The organism is Terrabacter sp. BE26, from assembly GCF_041941675.1.
In the GTDB taxonomy this organism is placed as follows: domain Bacteria; phylum Actinomycetota; class Actinomycetes; order Actinomycetales; family Dermatophilaceae; genus Terrabacter.
Genome location: NZ_CP090122.1, coordinates 4,292,301 through 4,308,955, shown reverse-complemented (window position 1 = coordinate 4,308,955; position 16,655 = coordinate 4,292,301). Strand labels below are relative to the sequence as shown.

General features: G+C 73.5%; 15 protein-coding genes. 5 read left to right on the top strand and 10 right to left on the bottom strand.

The window, feature by feature from the left end; translation table 11 throughout:
• Nucleotides 1-27 precede the first annotated feature (27 nt).
• Nucleotides 28-687 (bottom strand): lipoyl(octanoyl) transferase LipB, encoded by a 660-nt coding sequence (gene lipB, locus LQK93_RS19760; protein ID WP_374969466.1) that lies wholly within the window; start codon nucleotides 685-687, stop codon nucleotides 28-30.
• A gap of 36 nt (nucleotides 688-723) precedes the next feature.
• On the opposite strand from lipB, the gene LQK93_RS19755 reads away from it, so the two are divergent.
• Together LQK93_RS19755 and LQK93_RS19750 are read left to right on the top strand one after the other, a co-directional pair.
• Complete coding sequence (locus LQK93_RS19755; protein ID WP_374969465.1) at nucleotides 724-1,791, top strand: Gfo/Idh/MocA family protein; 1,068 nt, start codon at nucleotides 724-726, stop codon at nucleotides 1,789-1,791.
• A gap of 87 nt (nucleotides 1,792-1,878) precedes the next feature.
• Entirely contained in the window at nucleotides 1,879-3,570 is a 1,692-nt protein-coding gene (locus tag LQK93_RS19750) for a protein kinase (protein WP_374969464.1), read from the top strand.
• Here LQK93_RS19750 and LQK93_RS19745 read toward each other — a convergent pair.
• The 3 genes from LQK93_RS19745 to lpdA are packed head-to-tail and all read right to left on the bottom strand — an operon-like array spanning nucleotide 3,548 to nucleotide 7,781.
• Nucleotides 3,548-4,456: a TIGR01777 family oxidoreductase gene (locus tag LQK93_RS19745; protein WP_374969463.1), complete on the bottom strand. Its 909-nt coding sequence runs from the start codon at nucleotides 4,454-4,456 to the stop codon at nucleotides 3,548-3,550. The two genes, LQK93_RS19750 and LQK93_RS19745, sit on opposite strands and share 23 nt — an antisense overlap.
• A gap of 36 nt (nucleotides 4,457-4,492) precedes the next feature.
• Nucleotides 4,493-6,370: a 2-oxoglutarate dehydrogenase, E2 component, dihydrolipoamide succinyltransferase gene (sucB, locus tag LQK93_RS19740; protein ID WP_374969462.1), complete on the bottom strand. Its 1,878-nt coding sequence runs from the start codon at nucleotides 6,368-6,370 to the stop codon at nucleotides 4,493-4,495.
• A 31-nt stretch (nucleotides 6,371-6,401) separates the two neighbouring features.
• Nucleotides 6,402-7,781 (bottom strand): dihydrolipoyl dehydrogenase, encoded by a 1,380-nt coding sequence (gene lpdA, locus LQK93_RS19735; RefSeq protein ID WP_374969461.1) that lies wholly within the window; start codon nucleotides 7,779-7,781, stop codon nucleotides 6,402-6,404.
• A 228-nt stretch (nucleotides 7,782-8,009) separates the two neighbouring features.
• Between lpdA and LQK93_RS19730 the strand changes: the two genes are divergently transcribed.
• A complete protein-coding gene (locus tag LQK93_RS19730) occupies nucleotides 8,010-8,357 on the top strand; it encodes a hypothetical protein (protein ID WP_374969460.1) in 348 nt (115 codons plus the stop codon).
• A gap of 166 nt (nucleotides 8,358-8,523) precedes the next feature.
• Nucleotides 8,524-8,712, top strand: a complete 189-nt coding sequence (locus LQK93_RS19725; RefSeq protein ID WP_374969459.1) for a DUF5302 domain-containing protein — start codon at nucleotides 8,524-8,526, stop codon at nucleotides 8,710-8,712.
• 68 nt (nucleotides 8,713-8,780) lie between these two features.
• Here the strand turns inward: LQK93_RS19725 and LQK93_RS19720 are convergent, their stop codons facing one another.
• Complete coding sequence (locus LQK93_RS19720) at nucleotides 8,781-10,274, bottom strand: leucyl aminopeptidase (protein ID WP_374969458.1); 1,494 nt, start codon at nucleotides 10,272-10,274, stop codon at nucleotides 8,781-8,783.
• A gap of 156 nt (nucleotides 10,275-10,430) precedes the next feature.
• Between LQK93_RS19720 and gcvT the strand changes: the two genes are divergently transcribed.
• A complete protein-coding gene (gene gcvT / locus LQK93_RS19715) occupies nucleotides 10,431-11,549 on the top strand; it encodes a glycine cleavage system aminomethyltransferase GcvT (protein WP_374969457.1) in 1,119 nt (372 codons plus the stop codon).
• A 56-nt stretch (nucleotides 11,550-11,605) separates the two neighbouring features.
• Here gcvT and LQK93_RS19710 read toward each other — a convergent pair whose 3' ends face one another.
• From LQK93_RS19710 to LQK93_RS19690, 5 genes are all read right to left on the bottom strand, one after another.
• Nucleotides 11,606-12,412: an adenosylcobinamide-GDP ribazoletransferase gene (locus tag LQK93_RS19710; protein ID WP_374969456.1), complete on the bottom strand. Its 807-nt coding sequence runs from the start codon at nucleotides 12,410-12,412 to the stop codon at nucleotides 11,606-11,608.
• The gene (locus LQK93_RS19705) at nucleotides 12,405-12,992 is read right to left on the bottom strand and encodes a bifunctional adenosylcobinamide kinase/adenosylcobinamide-phosphate guanylyltransferase (RefSeq protein WP_374969455.1); all 588 of its coding nucleotides are present in this window, start codon (nucleotides 12,990-12,992) and stop codon (nucleotides 12,405-12,407) included. Before LQK93_RS19705 ends, LQK93_RS19710 begins: the two co-directional genes overlap by 8 nt.
• 101 nt (nucleotides 12,993-13,093) lie before the next feature.
• Nucleotides 13,094-13,960: an ECF transporter S component gene (locus LQK93_RS19700; RefSeq protein WP_374969454.1), complete on the bottom strand. Its 867-nt coding sequence runs from the start codon at nucleotides 13,958-13,960 to the stop codon at nucleotides 13,094-13,096.
• Complete coding sequence (locus LQK93_RS19695) at nucleotides 13,957-15,579, bottom strand: ABC transporter ATP-binding protein (protein ID WP_374969453.1); 1,623 nt, start codon at nucleotides 15,577-15,579, stop codon at nucleotides 13,957-13,959. Before LQK93_RS19695 ends, LQK93_RS19700 begins: the two co-directional genes overlap by 4 nt.
• Complete coding sequence (locus LQK93_RS19690) at nucleotides 15,576-16,655, bottom strand: energy-coupling factor transporter transmembrane component T (RefSeq protein ID WP_374969452.1); 1,080 nt, start codon at nucleotides 16,653-16,655, stop codon at nucleotides 15,576-15,578. Before LQK93_RS19690 ends, LQK93_RS19695 begins: the two co-directional genes overlap by 4 nt.

Genomic DNA, 16,655 nt, shown 5'->3' with positions numbered 1-16,655 from the left:
GACACCCTAGGGGTACGGAGCCCGCTGTCAGGCCAGAACGCGCTGGTTCGGCCGAAGTGTCGGGAGGATGTCGGCGAGGTGCTTCTCGACGTGGGGGAGCACCTCGGTGACGCGCACGTCGCGTCCCAGCTCGAACGACAGGGACGTCACTCCCGCCCCGACGATGCCGCAGGGGATGATCACGTCACCCCAGGACAGGTCCGGGTTGCAGTTGAACGCGAAGCCGTGCATCGCGACCTGGCGGCTGACCCGGATGCCGATGGCGCCGATCTTGCGGCGCGGGCCGCGGTCGTCCTCGGCGATCCAGGTGCCGCTCTCGCCCGGGACCCGGCCGGCCTCGACGCCGAAGTCGGCGCAGACCCGGATCATCATCTCCTCGATGTGCCGGACGTAGCCGACGACGTCGATGGGGGCCGGAAGCCTGACGATGGGGTAGCCGGTGATCTGGCCCGGACCGTGCCAGGTGATCTTGCCGCCACGGTCGACGTCGATGACCGGCGTGCCGTCCCTGGGGCGCTCATGCGGCTCGGTGCGCTTGCCGGCCGTGTAGACGGCGCGGTGCTCGAGGAGGTAGACGGTGTCGGGCTCCTCGCCCGCCACGACCTTCGCGTGGGTGTCGCGCTGGGTCTGCCACGCCTGCTCGTAGTCGACGAAGTCGGGGTCGAGGCCCAGGTGGACGAAGCGCATGCGAGCAGCCTACGCCGGGCGGCATACGATGCCGGAATGCCTGCCACCCAGCCGTCCTCGCCTCCTCCCTTGCGCGTGGGACTCGTCGGCTACGGGTCCGCCGGGCGCGGCATCCACGCACCGCTCATCGGCCGGGCGGGTCTCACCGTTGCCGCGGTCTCGACGGCGGACGCGGCACGCGCCGACGCGGTGCGCGCCGAGCACCCCGGCGCGGAGGTGGTCCCCGACCTCGAGGCGTTGCTGGGCGTGACGGATCTCGACCTCGTCGTGCTCGCCTCGCCGAGTGGCGTGCACGCGGAGCAGGCCGAACGCGTCATCGCCGCAGGCCTCCCGCTCGTCGTCGACAAGCCCCTCGCCGTCGACGCCAGCCAGGCCCTCGCCGTCGTCGACCTCGCCGCGCACCACGGCGTGCCGTTGACGGTCTTCAACAACCGCCGCTTCGACCCCGAGCTGGCGGCCCTCCGGGCCGTCCGCGACGGGGACCTCGTCGGCGAGATCTGGCGAGCCGAGTACCGCTGGGACCGTTGGCGGCCCGTGCCCAAGCAGCGCTGGCGCGAGCAGGTGCCGCCCGAGGAGGGCGGCGGGTTGCTCCTCGACCTGCAGACCCACCTCGTCGACCAGGCGGTGCTCATGCACGGCGAGGTCGAGTCCGTCTACGCCGAGGTCGACGCGCGCACCACGGTTGCGGAGGACGACACCTTCCTCGCGTGCCACCACACGACCGGCGTCGTGAGCCACGTCATGTCGAGCTCGGTCAACGGCGCTCCGGGCCCACGCGCCCGCGTCAACGGCTCCGCAGGCTCCTTCGTCATCGGGCGCCAGTTCGACGACGTCAGTGCCTTCACCGAGTTCGAGAACGCCGGCGACGCGGTGGGTTGGATCGTGCGCGGCGACGAGCGGGTGCCCGGACCCGTGGTGACGGATGCGGACCAGGCGAACTTCTACCGGGCCGTCGCCTCCGCGGTGAGGTCTGACGACCCGCAGGCCATGATGCCCGTCGACCCGCGCGACGCGGTCCACGTCCTCGCGGTCCTGGACGCCGCGCGCATCGGCGCCCGCGACGGCCGGGTCGTCGAGGTCGTGACTCCCGGCCAGACGCCCTGACCCGCTCCCTGACTCGCTGCCCTGACCCGGGTGCACGCCTGTGGATGACCGGCACGCGTCCCCGGCCGCCGCTGCTTGCATGAGTGGGTGAGCAGCAACGAGGTGGGCGGCGGCGACCGGCCGCAGGTCCCGGGACACGAGGTCGATGCCGTCCTCGGATCCGGGGCCTCGGCCGTCGTGTGGTCGGGAACGGACGCGACGGGACGGCAGGTCGCCATCAAGGTGCCGCACCGGCGTGGCGACGCCGTCGACGACGAGGCGTCCCGTGTCGAGCAGCAGGTCCTGCTGGCCGTCCACCACGACCACCTGGTGCCGCTGCGCTCCGTGGTGCCGTTGGCAGACGGCCGCGAGGCCCTTGTCTTCGACCTCGTCGAGGGTGCCCGGCTCGGGGGGATGGTGCGCAGCCGTGGCCAGCTGCGAGCGGGTGAGGTGGTCACCGTGCTGACGCCCATCTGCGAGGCCGTGGCGCACCTGCACGCCGCCGGCGGCGTGCACTCGGACATCTCCCCGTCCAACGTCATCGTGACTCCCGAGGGGCGACCCGTCCTGCTCGACCTCGGCGCCGTGCGGGTCGCGGGTGCCGTCCCGGGCGCCGTCCACGGGACGACCGGCTTCGTGGCCCCGGAGGTGCGGTTGGGCTCCGAGCCCAGAGACGCCGCAGACGTGTACGCGTTGGGCGCGGTCGCGTGGTTCTGCCTGACCGGCAACGGGGCTCCCGACACGATGATGCGGCTCGACCCCGAGACGATCGTCAGCCACGTGGGCGCCGAGCTCGCCGCCGTGCTGGGGGCTGCCATCGACCCCGAGCCCGCGCGCCGGCCCGGCGCCGCGGAGCTCGCCCGTCTCTTCTACGACGCCGTCGCCCCCGAGCCGGTCGAGGTCGTGGTCGACGCCGACCCGGCGGCAGCCCTGACCCACCGCCTGAGGGCCCAGGCCGGCGTGGAGCCCCCGAGCCCGCCGGACAACCGTCGTGGCCGCCGGACGGCCTGGCCACGACGGGCAGGATCGCCTCGACGGCCGGGGTGGCCAGGATGGCCGCCCGGAGGGCGCTCGTCGGCGCTGCCCAGCGGGTTGCCGGGAGCGGGCTGGTCCCACCGGCCCGGATGGTTGCGGTCTACGGCGGCATCGGCCCTGGTGGCCGTGCCACTCCTCGCCGTGGCGGGGTGGGCCTTCGCGGCACAGGCGCCGGGGATGCCTCCACCCACCACCCATGCCACGGCGGACACCGCGACCCTTCGCGCCTCGGCCCGCCCGTCCGCTCCGAACCAGCCACCGCGAACGGCGCCCGTGCCGGCTGGGCCGGCGGGAGTCCGGACGCCCGCGCCCGGTGATCCGTCAGCAGCAGCGGGCGGCGGCGCCGCCGACGCGCTCCTGCGCGACCCGACGAGCCCGTCGAGCCGCCCGGAGGACGTGCTGCAGCTGCTCAGCGACCGGCGGGCGTCAGCGCTCACGACCCGCGACGCCCGGGCGCTCGCAGCCGTCCACGCGCCCGACTCCGCAAGCCTCGCGAGCGACCATGAGCTCGTCGGCGCGCTCGTCAAGGCAGACACGCGGTGGGAGGGCCTGCGGCTCGAGGTGGCCGAGGCCCGCTTCGTCTCCGGCTCACCCACCGCCGCGGTGCTGCGTGCTCGCGTCGACTGGACGGCATACGTCGTCGTCAGGGGAGGCCACACGCGGACGGACGAACCGGCGGACCGGGGGCGCGAGCTCGACTTCACGCTCGCGCGGGGGCGCCAGGGATGGCGGATCAGCGCGATCAGCGCTGCACCAGCCAGCTGACGGCGCTGTCGAGGTCGGGATGCTCGAAGGTGAATCCGGAGGCCAGCAGCGCTGCCGGTTCGACGCGCTGGCTGGCGACGACGTAGTCGGCGAACTCGCCGAGCACCGCACGCAGCGCGAAGCGCGGCGCCGGCACCAGGGCCGGACGCGACAACGCCTTGCCTATGGCGGCCGCGATCTCGCTCTGGCGGGCCGCGCCGGGGGCCGTGAGGTCGAAGGCGCCCACCAGCTCGGGATGGTCGATGAGGTGCGTGATGGCGCGCACCTCGTCGACGAGCGTGATCCACGGCCACCACTCACGGCCCGTGCCCATCGGGCCGCCGAGGCCGAGCCTGCCGAGGCGCACGACCTGCTCGAACGCCCCGCCCCGGCGAGCCATCACCAGGCCCGTGCGCGTGAACGCCACGGGTATGCCGGCCTCGACCGCCGGATGCGCCGCAGCCTCCCAGCGCACCACGACGCCGGAGAGGAAGTCGCGGCCGGGTGGGCTCGTCTCCGTGAGTCGCTCCTCGCCGCGATCGCCGTAGTAGCCGACCGCGGAGGCGTTGACGAGGCGCACGGCGGCGCCCGTGCGCTTCTGGTGCGCCACGAGTGCCTGCGCCACGGTGCCCGTCGCGTCGGTGCGGGAGCGCTCGACCTCGCGCTTGTGCTCGTCGTTCCACCGGCGGTCGCCGATGCCGACGCCCGCCAGGTTCACCACGGCGTCGACCCCGTCGAGGGCACCCTCCTCGAGCGTGCCGTGGGAGGGGTCCCACTGCACCTCGCCGGGCCCGGACGGCGGCCGGCGCACCACGCGTACGACCTCGTCGCCGCGCTCGGTCAGGTGACGACGAAGCGCGCCGCCGATCAGGCCGGACGAGCCGGTGACGGCGACGCGCTTCGTCATGTGGTGCTCCTGCGTGTGACCTCGACCAACGGGGGCTCAGGCCTCGAACTGACCCTCTTCGAGACGTGCCTTCATCGTGGCCAGGAACCGGGCGGCGTCCGCCCCGTCGACGATGCGGTGGTCGTAGGAGAGCGCGAGGTACATCATCGAGCGGATCGCGATCGTCTCACCGCCGTCGACGTCGGTGACCACGACCGGACGCTTGACGATCGCCCCCGTGCCGAGGATCGCCACCTGCGGCTGGTTGATGATCGGCGTGTCGAACAGGGCACCACGGCTGCCGGTGTTGGTGATGGTGAAGGTGCCACCGGCCAGGTCGTCGGGCGTGATCTTGTTGCTGCGGGTGCGCGCAGCCACGTCGGCGATGGCGCGGGCGAGACCAGCGATGTTGAGGTCGCCGGCGTTCTTGACCACCGGGACGATGAGGCCCTTCTCGGTGTCGACGGCGATCGAGAGGTTCTCGGTGCCGTGGTAGACGACCTCGTCGCCCTCGATGCTCGCGTTGACCATCGGGTGCGCCTTGAGGGCCTCGGTGGCGGCCAGGGCCAGGAACGGCAGGAAGCTGAGCTTGGTGCCCTCGCGAGCCTCGAACTCGTCCTTCACGCGGGCGCGGAGTCGGGCCACCTTGGTCAGGTCGACCTCGACCACGGTCGTCAGCTGCGCCGAGACCTGGAGCGACTCGACCATGCGGGTGGCGATCACCTTGCGCAGGCGGGTCATCTTCTCGCGCGTGCCCCGCTTGGGCGAGACGGTGCCGGTGGCCGGAGCGCTCGCTGCGGCGGGAGCGGCCGGTGCGGCGGCCGGGGCGGGCTGCTCGGCAGCGGGCGCCGGAGCCTTGGCCGCCTCGGCGGCGTCGAGAACGTCCTGCTTGCGGATGCGGCCACCCACACCGGTGCCGGTGATCGAGCCGAGGTCGACGCCGTGCTGGGCGGCGAGCTTGCGCACGAGCGGCGTCACGTAGGCGGCAGCGTCGTCGCTCGACGGCGCGGCAGCGGGCGCCGCTGCCGGTGCGTGGGCCTCCGGTGCCTCGGGGGACTGCTGGGCCGGCGGGCGCGGGGCGTCGGCAGGCTTGCCGGCGGCCTCGGGCGTGGCCTCCTCCGGCTTGGCCTGGGCGGGAGCCTCCTGGGGAGCGGGCGCCTGGGCAGCATCCTGGGCGGGTGCTTCCTGGGCCGCGGCCTGCGGAGCGGGGGCCGGCTCCGGTGCCTTCTGGGCCTCGGGCTCCTGCGCCGGTGCGGCGGCCGGGGCGCTGCCACCGATGACGGCGAGGTCGGCGCCGACCGGGACGGTGTCGTCCTCCTGCACGAGGATCTTGGTGAGGGTACCGGCGACGGGGGAGGGGATCTCGGTGTCGACCTTGTCGGTCGAGACCTCGAGCAGCGGCTCGTCGACGGCGACCTCGTCGCCCTCGGCCTTGAGCCAGCGCGTGACCGTGCCCTCGGTGACGGACTCGCCCAGGGCCGGCATCGTCACCGTCTGGCCCTCGCCGCCCTCGGACGACGACGCGCCCGCCTGCGGCTGCTGGGCCTGAGAGGCCTCGGGCTCGCTCGTGGCCGGCTGGGGCTCCTGGTCGACGCTCGGCGCCTCGGGGGCGGGTGCGGCCTCGGCCTGGGCAGGCTCTGCCGCGGGAACCTCGGCGGGCTCTGCCGCAGGGGCTTCGCCGCCTCCGGTGGGGGCCGCGCCGTCGCCGATGACGGCGAGGTCTGCCCCCACGGGCACGGTGTCGTCCTCCTGGGCGAGGATCTCCTGCAGGGTGCCCGCCACGGGGGAGGGGATCTCGGTGTCCACCTTGTCCGTCGAGACCTCGAGCAGCGGCTCGTCGACCTCGATGCGGTCACCGACGTTCTTCAGCCAGCGGGTGACGGTCCCCTCGGTGACTGACTCACCCAGGGCCGGCATGGTCACGCGTTCTGACATGACGTGTTTTCTCCTCTTCCCAGTTTCTGGCTCAAGCGTGTGCGTGCAGGGGCTTACCCGCCAAGGCCAAGTGTGCCTCGCCGAGCGCCTCGTTCTGTGTGGGGTGTGCGTGGATGAGACCGGAGACGTCCTCGGGGTGCGCCTCCCAGTTGACGATGAGCTGTGCCTCGCCGACCTGCTCACCCATCCGGGCGCCGATCATGTGGACCCCGACCACCGGGCCGTCGACCTGGCGCACGAGCTTGACGAAGCCCTGCGTGCCGAGGATCTGCGACTTGCCGTTGCCGCCGAGGTTGTACTCGTAGGTGGCGACCTCGCCGTACTTCTCTCGTGCCTGTGCCTCGGTGAGGCCGACGCTCGCGATCTCGGGGTCGCAGTAGGTGACCCGCGGGATACCGGTCTCCTCGATGGGAGCCGGCGCGAGGCCGGCGATCTCCTCGGCGACGAAGATGCCCTGGGCGAAGCCGCGGTGCGCGAGCTGCAGCCCCGGCACGATGTCGCCGACGGCGTAGACACCGGGGACGCCGGTGCGCAGCCGCTCGTCGGTTGGGACGAAGCCGCGGTCGACGGTGATCCCGGCCGCTTCGTAGCCCAGGCCCTCCGTGACCGGACCGCGGCCCACGGCCACGAGGAGCAGGTCGGCCTCGATGTTCTCGCCCGACTCGAGGGAGACGGTCACGACGTCGCCCTCCTGCGTCGCGCCGGCGAAGCGTACGCCGGTCTTGAACGCGATCTTGCGCTTACGGAACGAGCGTTCCAGCTGCTTGCTGATGGCCTCGTCCTCGGCGGCGACGAGCCGCGGGAGCGCCTCGATGACGGTGACCTCGGAGCCGAAGCTCTTGAAGACGGAGGCGAACTCGACCCCGATGACCCCGCCGCCGAGCACGACGACGCGAGCAGGTACGTGGTCGATCGCCAGAGCCTGCTCGCTCGTCATGATGCGACCGCCGATCTCGAGCCCGGGCAGCGACTTCGCGTAGCTTCCCGTGGCGAGCACGACGTTGCGGCCGGTGAGACGGCGGTCGCCGACCACGACGGTGTGTGGTCCGTCGAGGACACCCGAGCCCTCGACGTACTCGATCTTCGCCGCCTTCACCAGGCCCTGCAGGCCCTTGTAGAGACGACCGACGACACCGTCCTTGTAGGCGTTGACCCCCGACATGTCGACGGACTCGAACGTGGTCTTGACACCGAAGGACGCTCCCTCGCGGGCGACGTCGGCCACCTCCGCAGCATGCAGCAGCGCCTTGGTCGGGATGCAGCCCTGGTGCAGGCACGTGCCGCCCAGCCGCCCCTTCTCGACGAGCGCCACGGAGAGTCCCAGCTCCGCCGACCGGAGGGCGCAGGCGTAGCCGCCGGACCCTCCACCGAGAATGACGACGTCGTAGTCGCCTGCGGCATCAGCCGGCATGCATGTGCTCCTTCGGGTGAGTTGCCTGCTCCCGACGCCGTGCACGCGAGAGGCCGGTGGGAGGGCCGGGCATGCGGAGGACGAGGAGGTGTGGGGTGCAGGAGCATCTTGTCATTGATCCACCGGGACGGCACAGGCAGGTCGTGGCCTCCGCGTGCTCCCGCATGCTCCGGCCTGCTCCCGGCGTGCTCGCGTCCCCTGCACGGGTCCAACCCGTACAGTGCCGCCATGGGCTGGTTCTCACGGCGCGGCGGGCGCAGGGGCACGGGCCCTGCCGGCCGCTCGGACGGCCCGAAGATGGAGATCGACCGCAGGGCGGTCGAGCAGCACCTTCGCGCCTTCGTGGACTCACGTCTGGGGGTCGAGGCGTACGTCGAACCGGCCACGAGTGTCACGACCACGACGATCGTGCTCATCGCCTGGGACGGGGAGTGGACGCGCCGCGCCGTCGGCTCGCCCAAGGAGGGGTTCGAGCTGAGCCAGAGACTCGGCATCCCGGCCTACGACGTCAACCAGACCGGCTACCCCAACCGCATGCGCGAGTGGAGCAGGCGTCGCCGTCAGGGGGACGCCTGAGCCGGCCCGGCACTCGCGGCACACTGCCCGGCGGACGACCCCGCGTACGAGCTCGTGGGGTCTCGGCCGCAAACCGAGTGGACCCGCCACGCGTTCGCTGACAGGGTCGAAGAAGATGTTCAGTCCGTGCCGGATTCGGCGCCACAGCACACAGGAGGTTCTCGACATGGCCAAGCAGGATGGCGCGCCCACGGGCCCGAGCGAGGAGATGAAGGCCAAGTTCCGGGCCGCCCTCGACAAGACGCACGCACACGGCGGCAAGGACGTCTCCGACGACCACGACCGCACGAAGGTGCACGGTGCCCATGGCCCGGCCAGGGCCCAGCAGATGTTCCGCCGCAAGTCCGGCGGCTGACCGCGGCAGGACCACGACGAGAGAGGCCACGTTCCGGGACGGAACGTGGCCTCTCCGTGTCGGAAGGATCAGGCGTAGGACTCGGCGAGGCCGACGAGGGTCCGGACCCCGAAGCCGGTGCCTCCCTTGGGCCAGTAGCCGGTCGGCGCCTTGTCGTTGAAGGCCGGGCCCGCGATGTCGAGGTGGCTCCACGGGATGCCCTTGCCGACGAACTCGCTGAGGAAGATGCCCGCCGTGAGCATGCCGCCCTCGGTCCCGCCCTTGTGGGCGATGTCGGCGTTGATCGAGTCCAGCGACGGGCGCAGCTCCTTGGGCAGCGGCATCGGCCACATCGCCTCGCCGACCGTGGAGGCGGCGTCGAGCACCCGCGTGCGGAAGGCGTCGTCGTTGGCCATCACGGCCGCGGTGTTGGCCAGGGCCACGACTTGGGCTCCGGTTAGCGTGGCGACGTCGACGATGGCGTCGGGCGTCGACTCGGAGGCGAGGGCGATGCAGTCGCCGAGGACCATGCGTCCCTCGGCATCGGTGTTGAGCACCTCGACGGTCTTGCCGCCGCGCATCGTCACGACGTCGCTCGGGCGCTGCGCGGTCCCGCTGGGCATGTTCTCGGCCAGGCCGAGGTAGCCGGTGACGGCGATGGGCAGGCCGAGCTCCGCGATGGCGAGGACCGCGCCGGCGACGGCAGCCGCACCCGCCATGTCGCACTTCATCGTCAGCATGCCGTTGGCGGGCTTGATGCACAGGCCGCCCGAGTCGAAGGTGATGCCCTTGCCGACGAACGCGATCGAGGCCTTCGGACGCGACGGGGCATAGCTGAGCACTGCGATGCGAGGCTCGTTGGCCGAGCCCTGGCCGACGCCCACCGTGCCGCCGAAGCCGCCGGCCCGCAGCGCCTTCATGTCGTAGGACTTCAGCTTGACCTTCGTGCCCTTGACCCGATCGGCGAGGGAGTCGACGAACGTCTCGGGGTACAGCAGGTTCGGGGGCAGGTTGACGAGGTCACGGGTGTAGGCGACGGCGTCACCGATGGCCGCGGCCCGCTCGACGGCGGCACGCGAGGCCTTGTCGGACGGACCGACGAGCGCGACCTCCTCGACGGCGTCGGTACTCGTCGCGCCGGCCTTGGAGACGGCATACGCCCCGAGGGCTGCGCCGTCCGCGACGGCCGAGACGAGCTCGACCGACGTGCCGGGCACCACGACGGCGACCTTCTTCTTCTTGGCGAGCGAGCGGACCGCAGCGCCCACGCCCTTGCGCACGTCCTCGAGGGCAGTCCCGTCAGGGGTGGAGTCGGCCGTGAGCTCGCCGACACCGGCGAGCACGACGAGTCGGGCGGAGACGTCGGGCACGGCCGCCAGGGAAGTCACCTCGCCGACCTTGCCGGCCAGCTCGAGGTCGGCGATGACGGACGCCAGGTGCGAGACCGTCTTGCGGGGCAGGTCGTGACCGGGTGCCAGGGCGGCGGTGCCATCACCGGTCTGGTCGGCGGCTACGACCGCGACGACGAGGGCATCGGCGGCCGTGTCGGCGGCAGAGCGGTTCGAGATGGTGAGGTTGGCCACGAAGGACTCCTTTGGTGTCAGGCGCTTTCGGGCGCACGTCGCGGCGCGTCCTCAGGTGCGGGGTCGAGGGGAGGGTGCGGCTCGGGCGCCGCAGACCCCCGGCGTTCGATGATATCGAGCGGGGAAGGCTTACCCGGTGACGGTAGGTTGACGCCCATGACGACAGCGCCGTCGGGGACCGCCTCCCCGCTGACCTCACCCCTGCACGACCGCCACGTCGCCCTCGGCGCCAAGATGGCCGACTTCGGCGGCTGGGACATGCCGATCGAGTACCCCGGCGGCGGTGTCGTCGCGGAGCACACCGCGGTGCGCGAGCGGGTGGGCGTGTTCGACGTCAGCCACCTCGGCAAGGCCTCGGTGACGGGTCCGGGCGCGGCCGACTTCGTCAATTCCTGCTTCACCAACGACGTGCGTCGCATCCAGCCGGGCTCGGCGCAGTACACCCTCTGCTGCGACGAGTCGGGCGGTGTCGTCGACGACCTCATCGTCTACCTCAAGTCGGACGACGAGGTCTTCCTCATCCCGAACGCCGCCAACACGGCCGAGGTCGTGCGCCGGCTGCAGGAGGCCGCCCCCGAGGGCATCACGGTCACCAACCTGCACCGTGACTACGGCGTCATCGCCGTGCAGGGCCGCAGGAGCGACGAGGTGCTCGAGTCGCTCGGGCTGCCGACCGGTCACGACTACATGTCGTTCGTCGAGGCCGACTGGCAGGGCCGGCCCGTCATCGTGTGTCGCACCGGGTACACCGGCGAGCGTGGCTACGAGCTCGTGCCCCGCTGGGACGACGCCCCGGCGCTGTGGGACGCCCTCGTCGAGGCGATCGCGCCCTTCGAGGGCAAGCCGTGCGGCCTGGGAGCGCGCGACACGCTGCGGACCGAGATGGGCTACCCGCTGCACGGACAGGACCTCTCCCTGCAGATCTCGCCCGTGCAGGCGCGTGCCGGCTGGGCGGTCGGCTGGAAGAAGGACACGTTCTGGGGCAAGCCCGCGCTGGAGGCCGAGCGGGCCGCCCCGACCCGCCTCATGAGGGGCCTGCTGGTCACCGGTCGCGGCATCCCCCGGGCGCACTGCACCGTGTCCAAGGGCGGCGCAGCCGCCGGCGAGGTCACCTCCGGCACGTTCTCACCGACTCTCAAGCAGGGCATCGCCCTGGCCCTGCTCGCTCCCGGGATCGCCGACGGCGAGACCGTCGAGATCGACGTGCGGGGTCGGGCGGTCGAGGCCACGGTGGTGAAGCCGCCGTTCGTGCAGGTGCAGGTCCGCGAGGGCTGAGCCTCCGCCGCGGCGGAGCGACCCCGCCCGTGGCGGCGTCGCACTGTGAGGGGTGCTCAGAGGTGAGGACGGGCGATCGTCGCGGCGACCAGCGCCGCGGCCAGGGCCACCTCGACCGCAGCCCCGACGACGTCGCCGGTGACCCCGCCGAGCCGCCGCACGGCGTGGCGGCGGGTGGCGAGCGCCGCCCCCGCCGCGACGAGCACCTCGCCGGCTGCCCACGCCGCGGCCGCCGCCGACGGGTGGTGGCCGGGGCCCGAGAGCCGGGCCCCGACCACGCCCGCGACTGCGGCCAGCCCCGCCACGGCGGACACCGTGGCCACGAGCCGCGCCCGGCTCACCGTCCCGGCCACCGCCTCACCCAGGCCCTCGGGCCGAGCGGGGGGTATGCCGTCCCGCGCGCAGACGGCGCAGCCGAGGCGGCTCGCGGCGAGCGCCACGACAGCCAGTGCCGTGCCGCCCGGGTCGCCGAGCAGCAGGGCGAGGCAGGCGGCGTCGAGGAGCAGGACCAGGACGATCGCCGCTGCACCGGCGGGCCCGGTGTCACCGCGCCGCATGACCTCCAGCGACCGGCCTCGGTCGTAGCCCGCCGTGAGGCCGTCGGCCAGGTCGGCCAGGCCGTCGAGGTGCAGGGCGCGGGAGGTGAGGGCGGCGACGAGCAGGGCGAGCACGGCAGCGACCGGAGCAGGCAGCAGCCCGGCGTGGACGGCAAGCCCCAGTCCGGCCCAGGCCAGTGCCACGGGCAGCGTGGTCGCCGGCGCGAGCACCATCGCCCGGCCGACCACCGAGCGGTCGACCCGCAGGGGTGGCCGCACGCGCAGCGCGGTGAGGGTGCCGAGGGCGAAGCGCCAGGCGTCACGCATCGGGCGTCCCGGCCCCGGGTCCGGGAGGCACGACCCGAGCGTCGCTGAGGTCCAGCACACGACCGGCGACGACGAGGTGCACGTGACGGGCCACGCTGGCGACGAGGGCGTTGAGCCGTCCCAGCTCGTCCTGGAAGAGCCGGCCCGACGCCGTGGTCGGCACCAGCGACCAGCCCACCTCGTTGGTGACGACGACCACGGGGACGCTTGCGCGGCAGAGCGACTCGACGAGCCGGTCGGCCTCGCGGCGCACCGCCGAGGCCGCGGCCTCAAGGTCCTCCCAGCCGGTCGCGTCGACCACCGCGGTGAGCCAGGTGCCGAGGCAGTCGACGAGCACCGGCCCCGTCGCGGCGTCCAGGGCCCGGGCCACGTCGGTCGTCTCGACCGTGTGCCACGTGCTCGGTCGGCGGTCACGGTGGCTCTCGACCCGCCGCCGCCACTCGACGTCACCCGGGTCGAGGGGACCGGTGGCGCCGGACGGCGGGAGGGGTGGCCCGGTGGCGACGTAGGTGACGTCCGGCCGGTCCGAGAGGAGGTCCTCGGCGTGCCGGCTCTTGCCGCTGCGGACGGGCCCGGTCACCAGAGTGGTCGTCCATGCACGGGCGGCAGCGGTGCCCGGGCCGGTCGCGCTCCCGGTCGCGGCCCGAGGCCCGGTCCCGGCGCCGGGGCGCCTGACGCCGTTCACCCGCGCACCCGTGACCCGGGCACCCGGGCCTGCTGGTCCGTCGCCGCGGCGGCGGTCGGGACCGTGGGGCCGAAGACGACCGGAACCCCGAAGGCCGCGCGCCGGGCGCCACGACGGAACACCCGCAGCAGCGCGGGGCCGGCGAGCAGGACGAGCACCGCGTTGAGGACGCCCCGCGGCAGGTCCCAACCGAGTGAGGTGGCGAGGTAGAAGAGGCCGTAGTGGGACAGGTTCTCGGCCAGCGGTGCGCCCGGCACGAACGCCATGCCCGAGGCGGCGCCCGACCCGAGGAAGGGCCAGAACCACAGGTTCATGAAGAGCCCGAACGCGAGACCGGTGACGAGGGCGTAGCCAGCGAGGACCCAGCGCTCCAGACGGCTGCCCGCCCGCACCGGCAGCACGCCGGCGCCGAGCCCGATCGCTCCCGCACAGATCATCTGGAACGGCAGCCAGGGCCCCACCCCGCCCGTGAGCAGGGCGCCCGTCGTGACGGCGAGGGCCCCGGCGACGTAGCCGACGCCCGGACCGAGCACGCACCCGGCCACGATGACGACGAAGAACATCGGCTCGAGGCCGGCGGTGCCCGCGCTGAGCAGCCGCAGGCCGCCTCCGGCCGCGGCAGCCACGCCCAGGACGGCGATGGTCTTGGCGTCGAGGCGCCCGGCCGTCACCTCGGCCAGGCACACGACCGAGAGGAGGCCGAGCAGCACCGCGAAGAGCCAGGGCGCGTCGTTGCCGTGGTCTCGGGCGACGTCGCCGCTGACGAAGAACGGCCACGTGAAAGCGACCAGCCCGACCAGGCCGACGACGCCGATCGCCACTGCGGCCGGCCACCGCAGCGGGATGACGCGCCGGCCGGTCACGCGATCCTCCCCAGGGCGCCGGCGACCTCGGCGACGGTGAGCCAGGTCTGGGGCAGCAGCACCTTCGTGACCTGGGGCGCGAAGGCCGGTGAGGAGGCGAGCACCTCGCGGGCGGGGCCGTCGGTCACGACCTCGCCGTCGGCGAGGATGACGACCCGGTCGGCCACCTCGGCCGCCAGCTCGACGTCGTGGGTCGCGAGGACGACCGTCGTGCCCTGCGTCGCGAGCTCGGTGAGGACCTCGCCGAGCCGTTTCTTGGCGCCGTAGTCCAGGCCGCGAGTGGGCTCGTCGAGCAGGAGCACCTCGGGGGAGCCGGCGAGGACCACGGCCAGGGCCAGCTCGAGCCGTTGGCCCTCGGAGAGGTCCCGCGGGTGGGTGTCGTGGGAGATGCCGCCCGAGATCCGCTCCAGCACGGCCCGGGCCGTGCCGGGCGCCGCCCCGAAGTCGGCGTCGGCGGAGACGCACTCCGCGGCGACGGTGTCGGCGTAGAGCAGCAGCTCGGGCTGCTGGGGCACGAGGCCGACGGTGTGCACCCGGTCGCGGGCGGGGGTGGCGTGGGGGTCCAGGCGGCCAGCCCCCACGCGCACGCGTCCTGCAGCCAGCGGGTGCTGCGCTGCGACGGCTCCGAGCAGGGTCGACTTGCCGGCCCCGTTGCGGCCCATGAGAGTGGTCACCGAGCCTCGGGCGACGCTGAGGTCCAGGCCCTCGATGACGACCCTCCCGCCGCGTGCCACCCGGAGGCCGGAGACGCTGAGGGCCACGTCCGGCCCGATGGGGCGCAGGTCCGCGGCCGCGCGCGGGACGCTGGCGCCCAGGGTCTCGCGCAGCGTCGAGGCCCTTCGCCGGGCATCGCGGATCGAGAGCGGGGTCGGCGACCACCCCACCAGCCGGGACAGGCCGACGACGGGAGGGAAGATCTGGGAGCGGACCATGGCGTCCGCCGGGTCGAGCAGCTCCGAGACGCGCCCGTCGTCGATGAGCACCACCCGGTCCGCGTGGTGGACCACCCGCTCGAGACGGTGCTCGGCGAGCACGACGGTGACGCCCAGGTCGTGCACGATGCGGTGCAGTGACGCGAGGACCTCCTCTGCTGCCACTGGGTCGAGTGCGGAGGTCGGCTCGTCGAGCACGAGCACCCGTGGGCCGGCGGCGAAGAGGGCGGCGATCGCGACACGCTGCTGCTGTCCCCCCGAGAGGGCGCGCAGCGACCTGGCGCGCAACGGCGTCAGGCCGAAGAGGTCGAGGGTCTCCTCGACCCGTCGACGGATCGTCGTGGGGTCCAGGCCCATCGTCTCCATCCCGTACGCGACCTCGTCCTCCACGACGTCGGTGACGAAGGTGGACGTGGGGTTCTGCTCGACGAGACCGACCACGGTGGCGAGGTCGCGGGGACGGTGCTCGGCCGTGTCGAGCCCGTCGACCCGGACGCGTCCGGTCAGGGTGCCGCCGCTGAAGTGCGGCACCAGCCCGTTGACGGTGCGCAGCAGTGTCGACTTGCCGCTGCCGGTCGGCCCGACGACGAGCACCAGCTCGCCCTCGGGGATCTCGAGGGAGACGTCGCGGAGACTGGGGGCCGGGGCGCCGGCATACTGCACCGACACGTCCTCGAAGGTGATCATGGGATGGCCTCCCGGGGAGGCGGCGTCACCCAGGCGGGGACGGCCGCGACGACGATGGCGAGCACGGCGAGCGGCGGCACCGCAGGCAGCTGGGCCGACTGGTCCGGCACGACGCCCGTCCACCCCGCGGCCGAGGCGACGACGAGGACTGCGGCGGGCGCCGCGCCGGCGAGGACGGTGACGGTCTCGGTCCAGGTCCAGCGGTCGCGGCGGTGCCCGGAACGCGAGTCCCGGGTGGCGCCGACCACCAGGCTCGACGCCGCGAGCAGGGCCCCGACCACGAGCACGGGCAGTCCGAGCAGGCCGCCGGCCGACGCGTCGAGCAGGCCGTACAGCCCGGCGAGGACGCCGACGAGTCCCGCGAGGGCGAGGCCCGTGGCGGCGCGGCGGCTGGTCCGCGTCGAGGTGACCGCGCGGCCGTAGCCGCGTGACTCCATCGAGGCCGCCAGGCCGAGGGAGCGCTCGAACGCGGTCTCGAGCACCGGGACCGCGAGCCGCGCGACCTCGCGCGGCCCGCGACCGTCACGTCCCCGCAGCGCTCGTGCGGCGCGCACCTCGCGCGCATCCGTCAGCAGCTGGGGCGCGAAGGTCAGCCCGACGACGACGGCGGTGCCGACGTCGTAGAGGGTCGCGGGCAGGTAGCGCAGGAGCCGGCGAGGGCTGGCGAGCGCGTTGGCGGCCCCGAGGCAGGCGAGGATCGCCGCGAGGCGAAGGGCGTCGTAGAGCGCATACAGCAGGGACTCGAGAGTCACCGGGCCGCCGAGCCGGATGCCTGCCGCCCACTCGGGCAGCGGCACGGTCGGCAGGGTGACGAGCACCGTGCTGCCGCTGATGCCGTTGCCGAGTGCGGCCGTCACCACGATCCGGAGGGTGACGACGACGGCGCCGACGGCGAGGAATCCCGGCAGCGGGTTGACGGTGGCCGGGTCACGGCGCTCGCTGACGACGAGCACGCAGACCCCGATGACCAGGATCAGGAGCACCGGGTTCGTCGTGCGGGAGGCAGCCGTGGCAAGGCCCAGCCCCCACAGCCACCAGGCTGCGGGGTGCTGGAGCCTCGCACGGAGCTGGACCAC

Bases quoted from the DNA above. Each gene is read 5' to 3' on its own strand.
- sucB (WP_374969462.1), bottom strand. From the start codon at position 6,370: ATGTCAGAACGCGTGACCATGCCGGCCCTGGGTGAGTCAGTCACCGAG.
- LQK93_RS19745 (WP_374969463.1), bottom strand. From the start codon at position 4,456: ATGACGAAGCGCGTCGCCGTCACCGGCTCGTCCGGCCTGATCGGCGGC.
- LQK93_RS19730 (WP_374969460.1), top strand. From the start codon at position 8,010: ATGGGCTGGTTCTCACGGCGCGGCGGGCGCAGGGGCACGGGCCCTGCC.
- gcvT (WP_374969457.1), top strand. From the start codon at position 10,431: ATGACGACAGCGCCGTCGGGGACCGCCTCCCCGCTGACCTCACCCCTG.
- LQK93_RS19695 (WP_374969453.1), bottom strand. From the start codon at position 15,579: ATGATCACCTTCGAGGACGTGTCGGTGCAGTATGCCGGCGCCCCGGCC.
- lpdA (WP_374969461.1), bottom strand. From the start codon at position 7,781: ATGCCGGCTGATGCCGCAGGCGACTACGACGTCGTCATTCTCGGTGGA.
- lipB (WP_374969466.1), bottom strand. From the start codon at position 687: ATGCGCTTCGTCCACCTGGGCCTCGACCCCGACTTCGTCGACTACGAG.
- LQK93_RS19755 (WP_374969465.1), top strand. From the start codon at position 724: ATGCCTGCCACCCAGCCGTCCTCGCCTCCTCCCTTGCGCGTGGGACTC.
- LQK93_RS19710 (WP_374969456.1), bottom strand. From the start codon at position 12,412: ATGCGTGACGCCTGGCGCTTCGCCCTCGGCACCCTCACCGCGCTGCGC.
- LQK93_RS19725 (WP_374969459.1), top strand. From the start codon at position 8,524: ATGGCCAAGCAGGATGGCGCGCCCACGGGCCCGAGCGAGGAGATGAAG.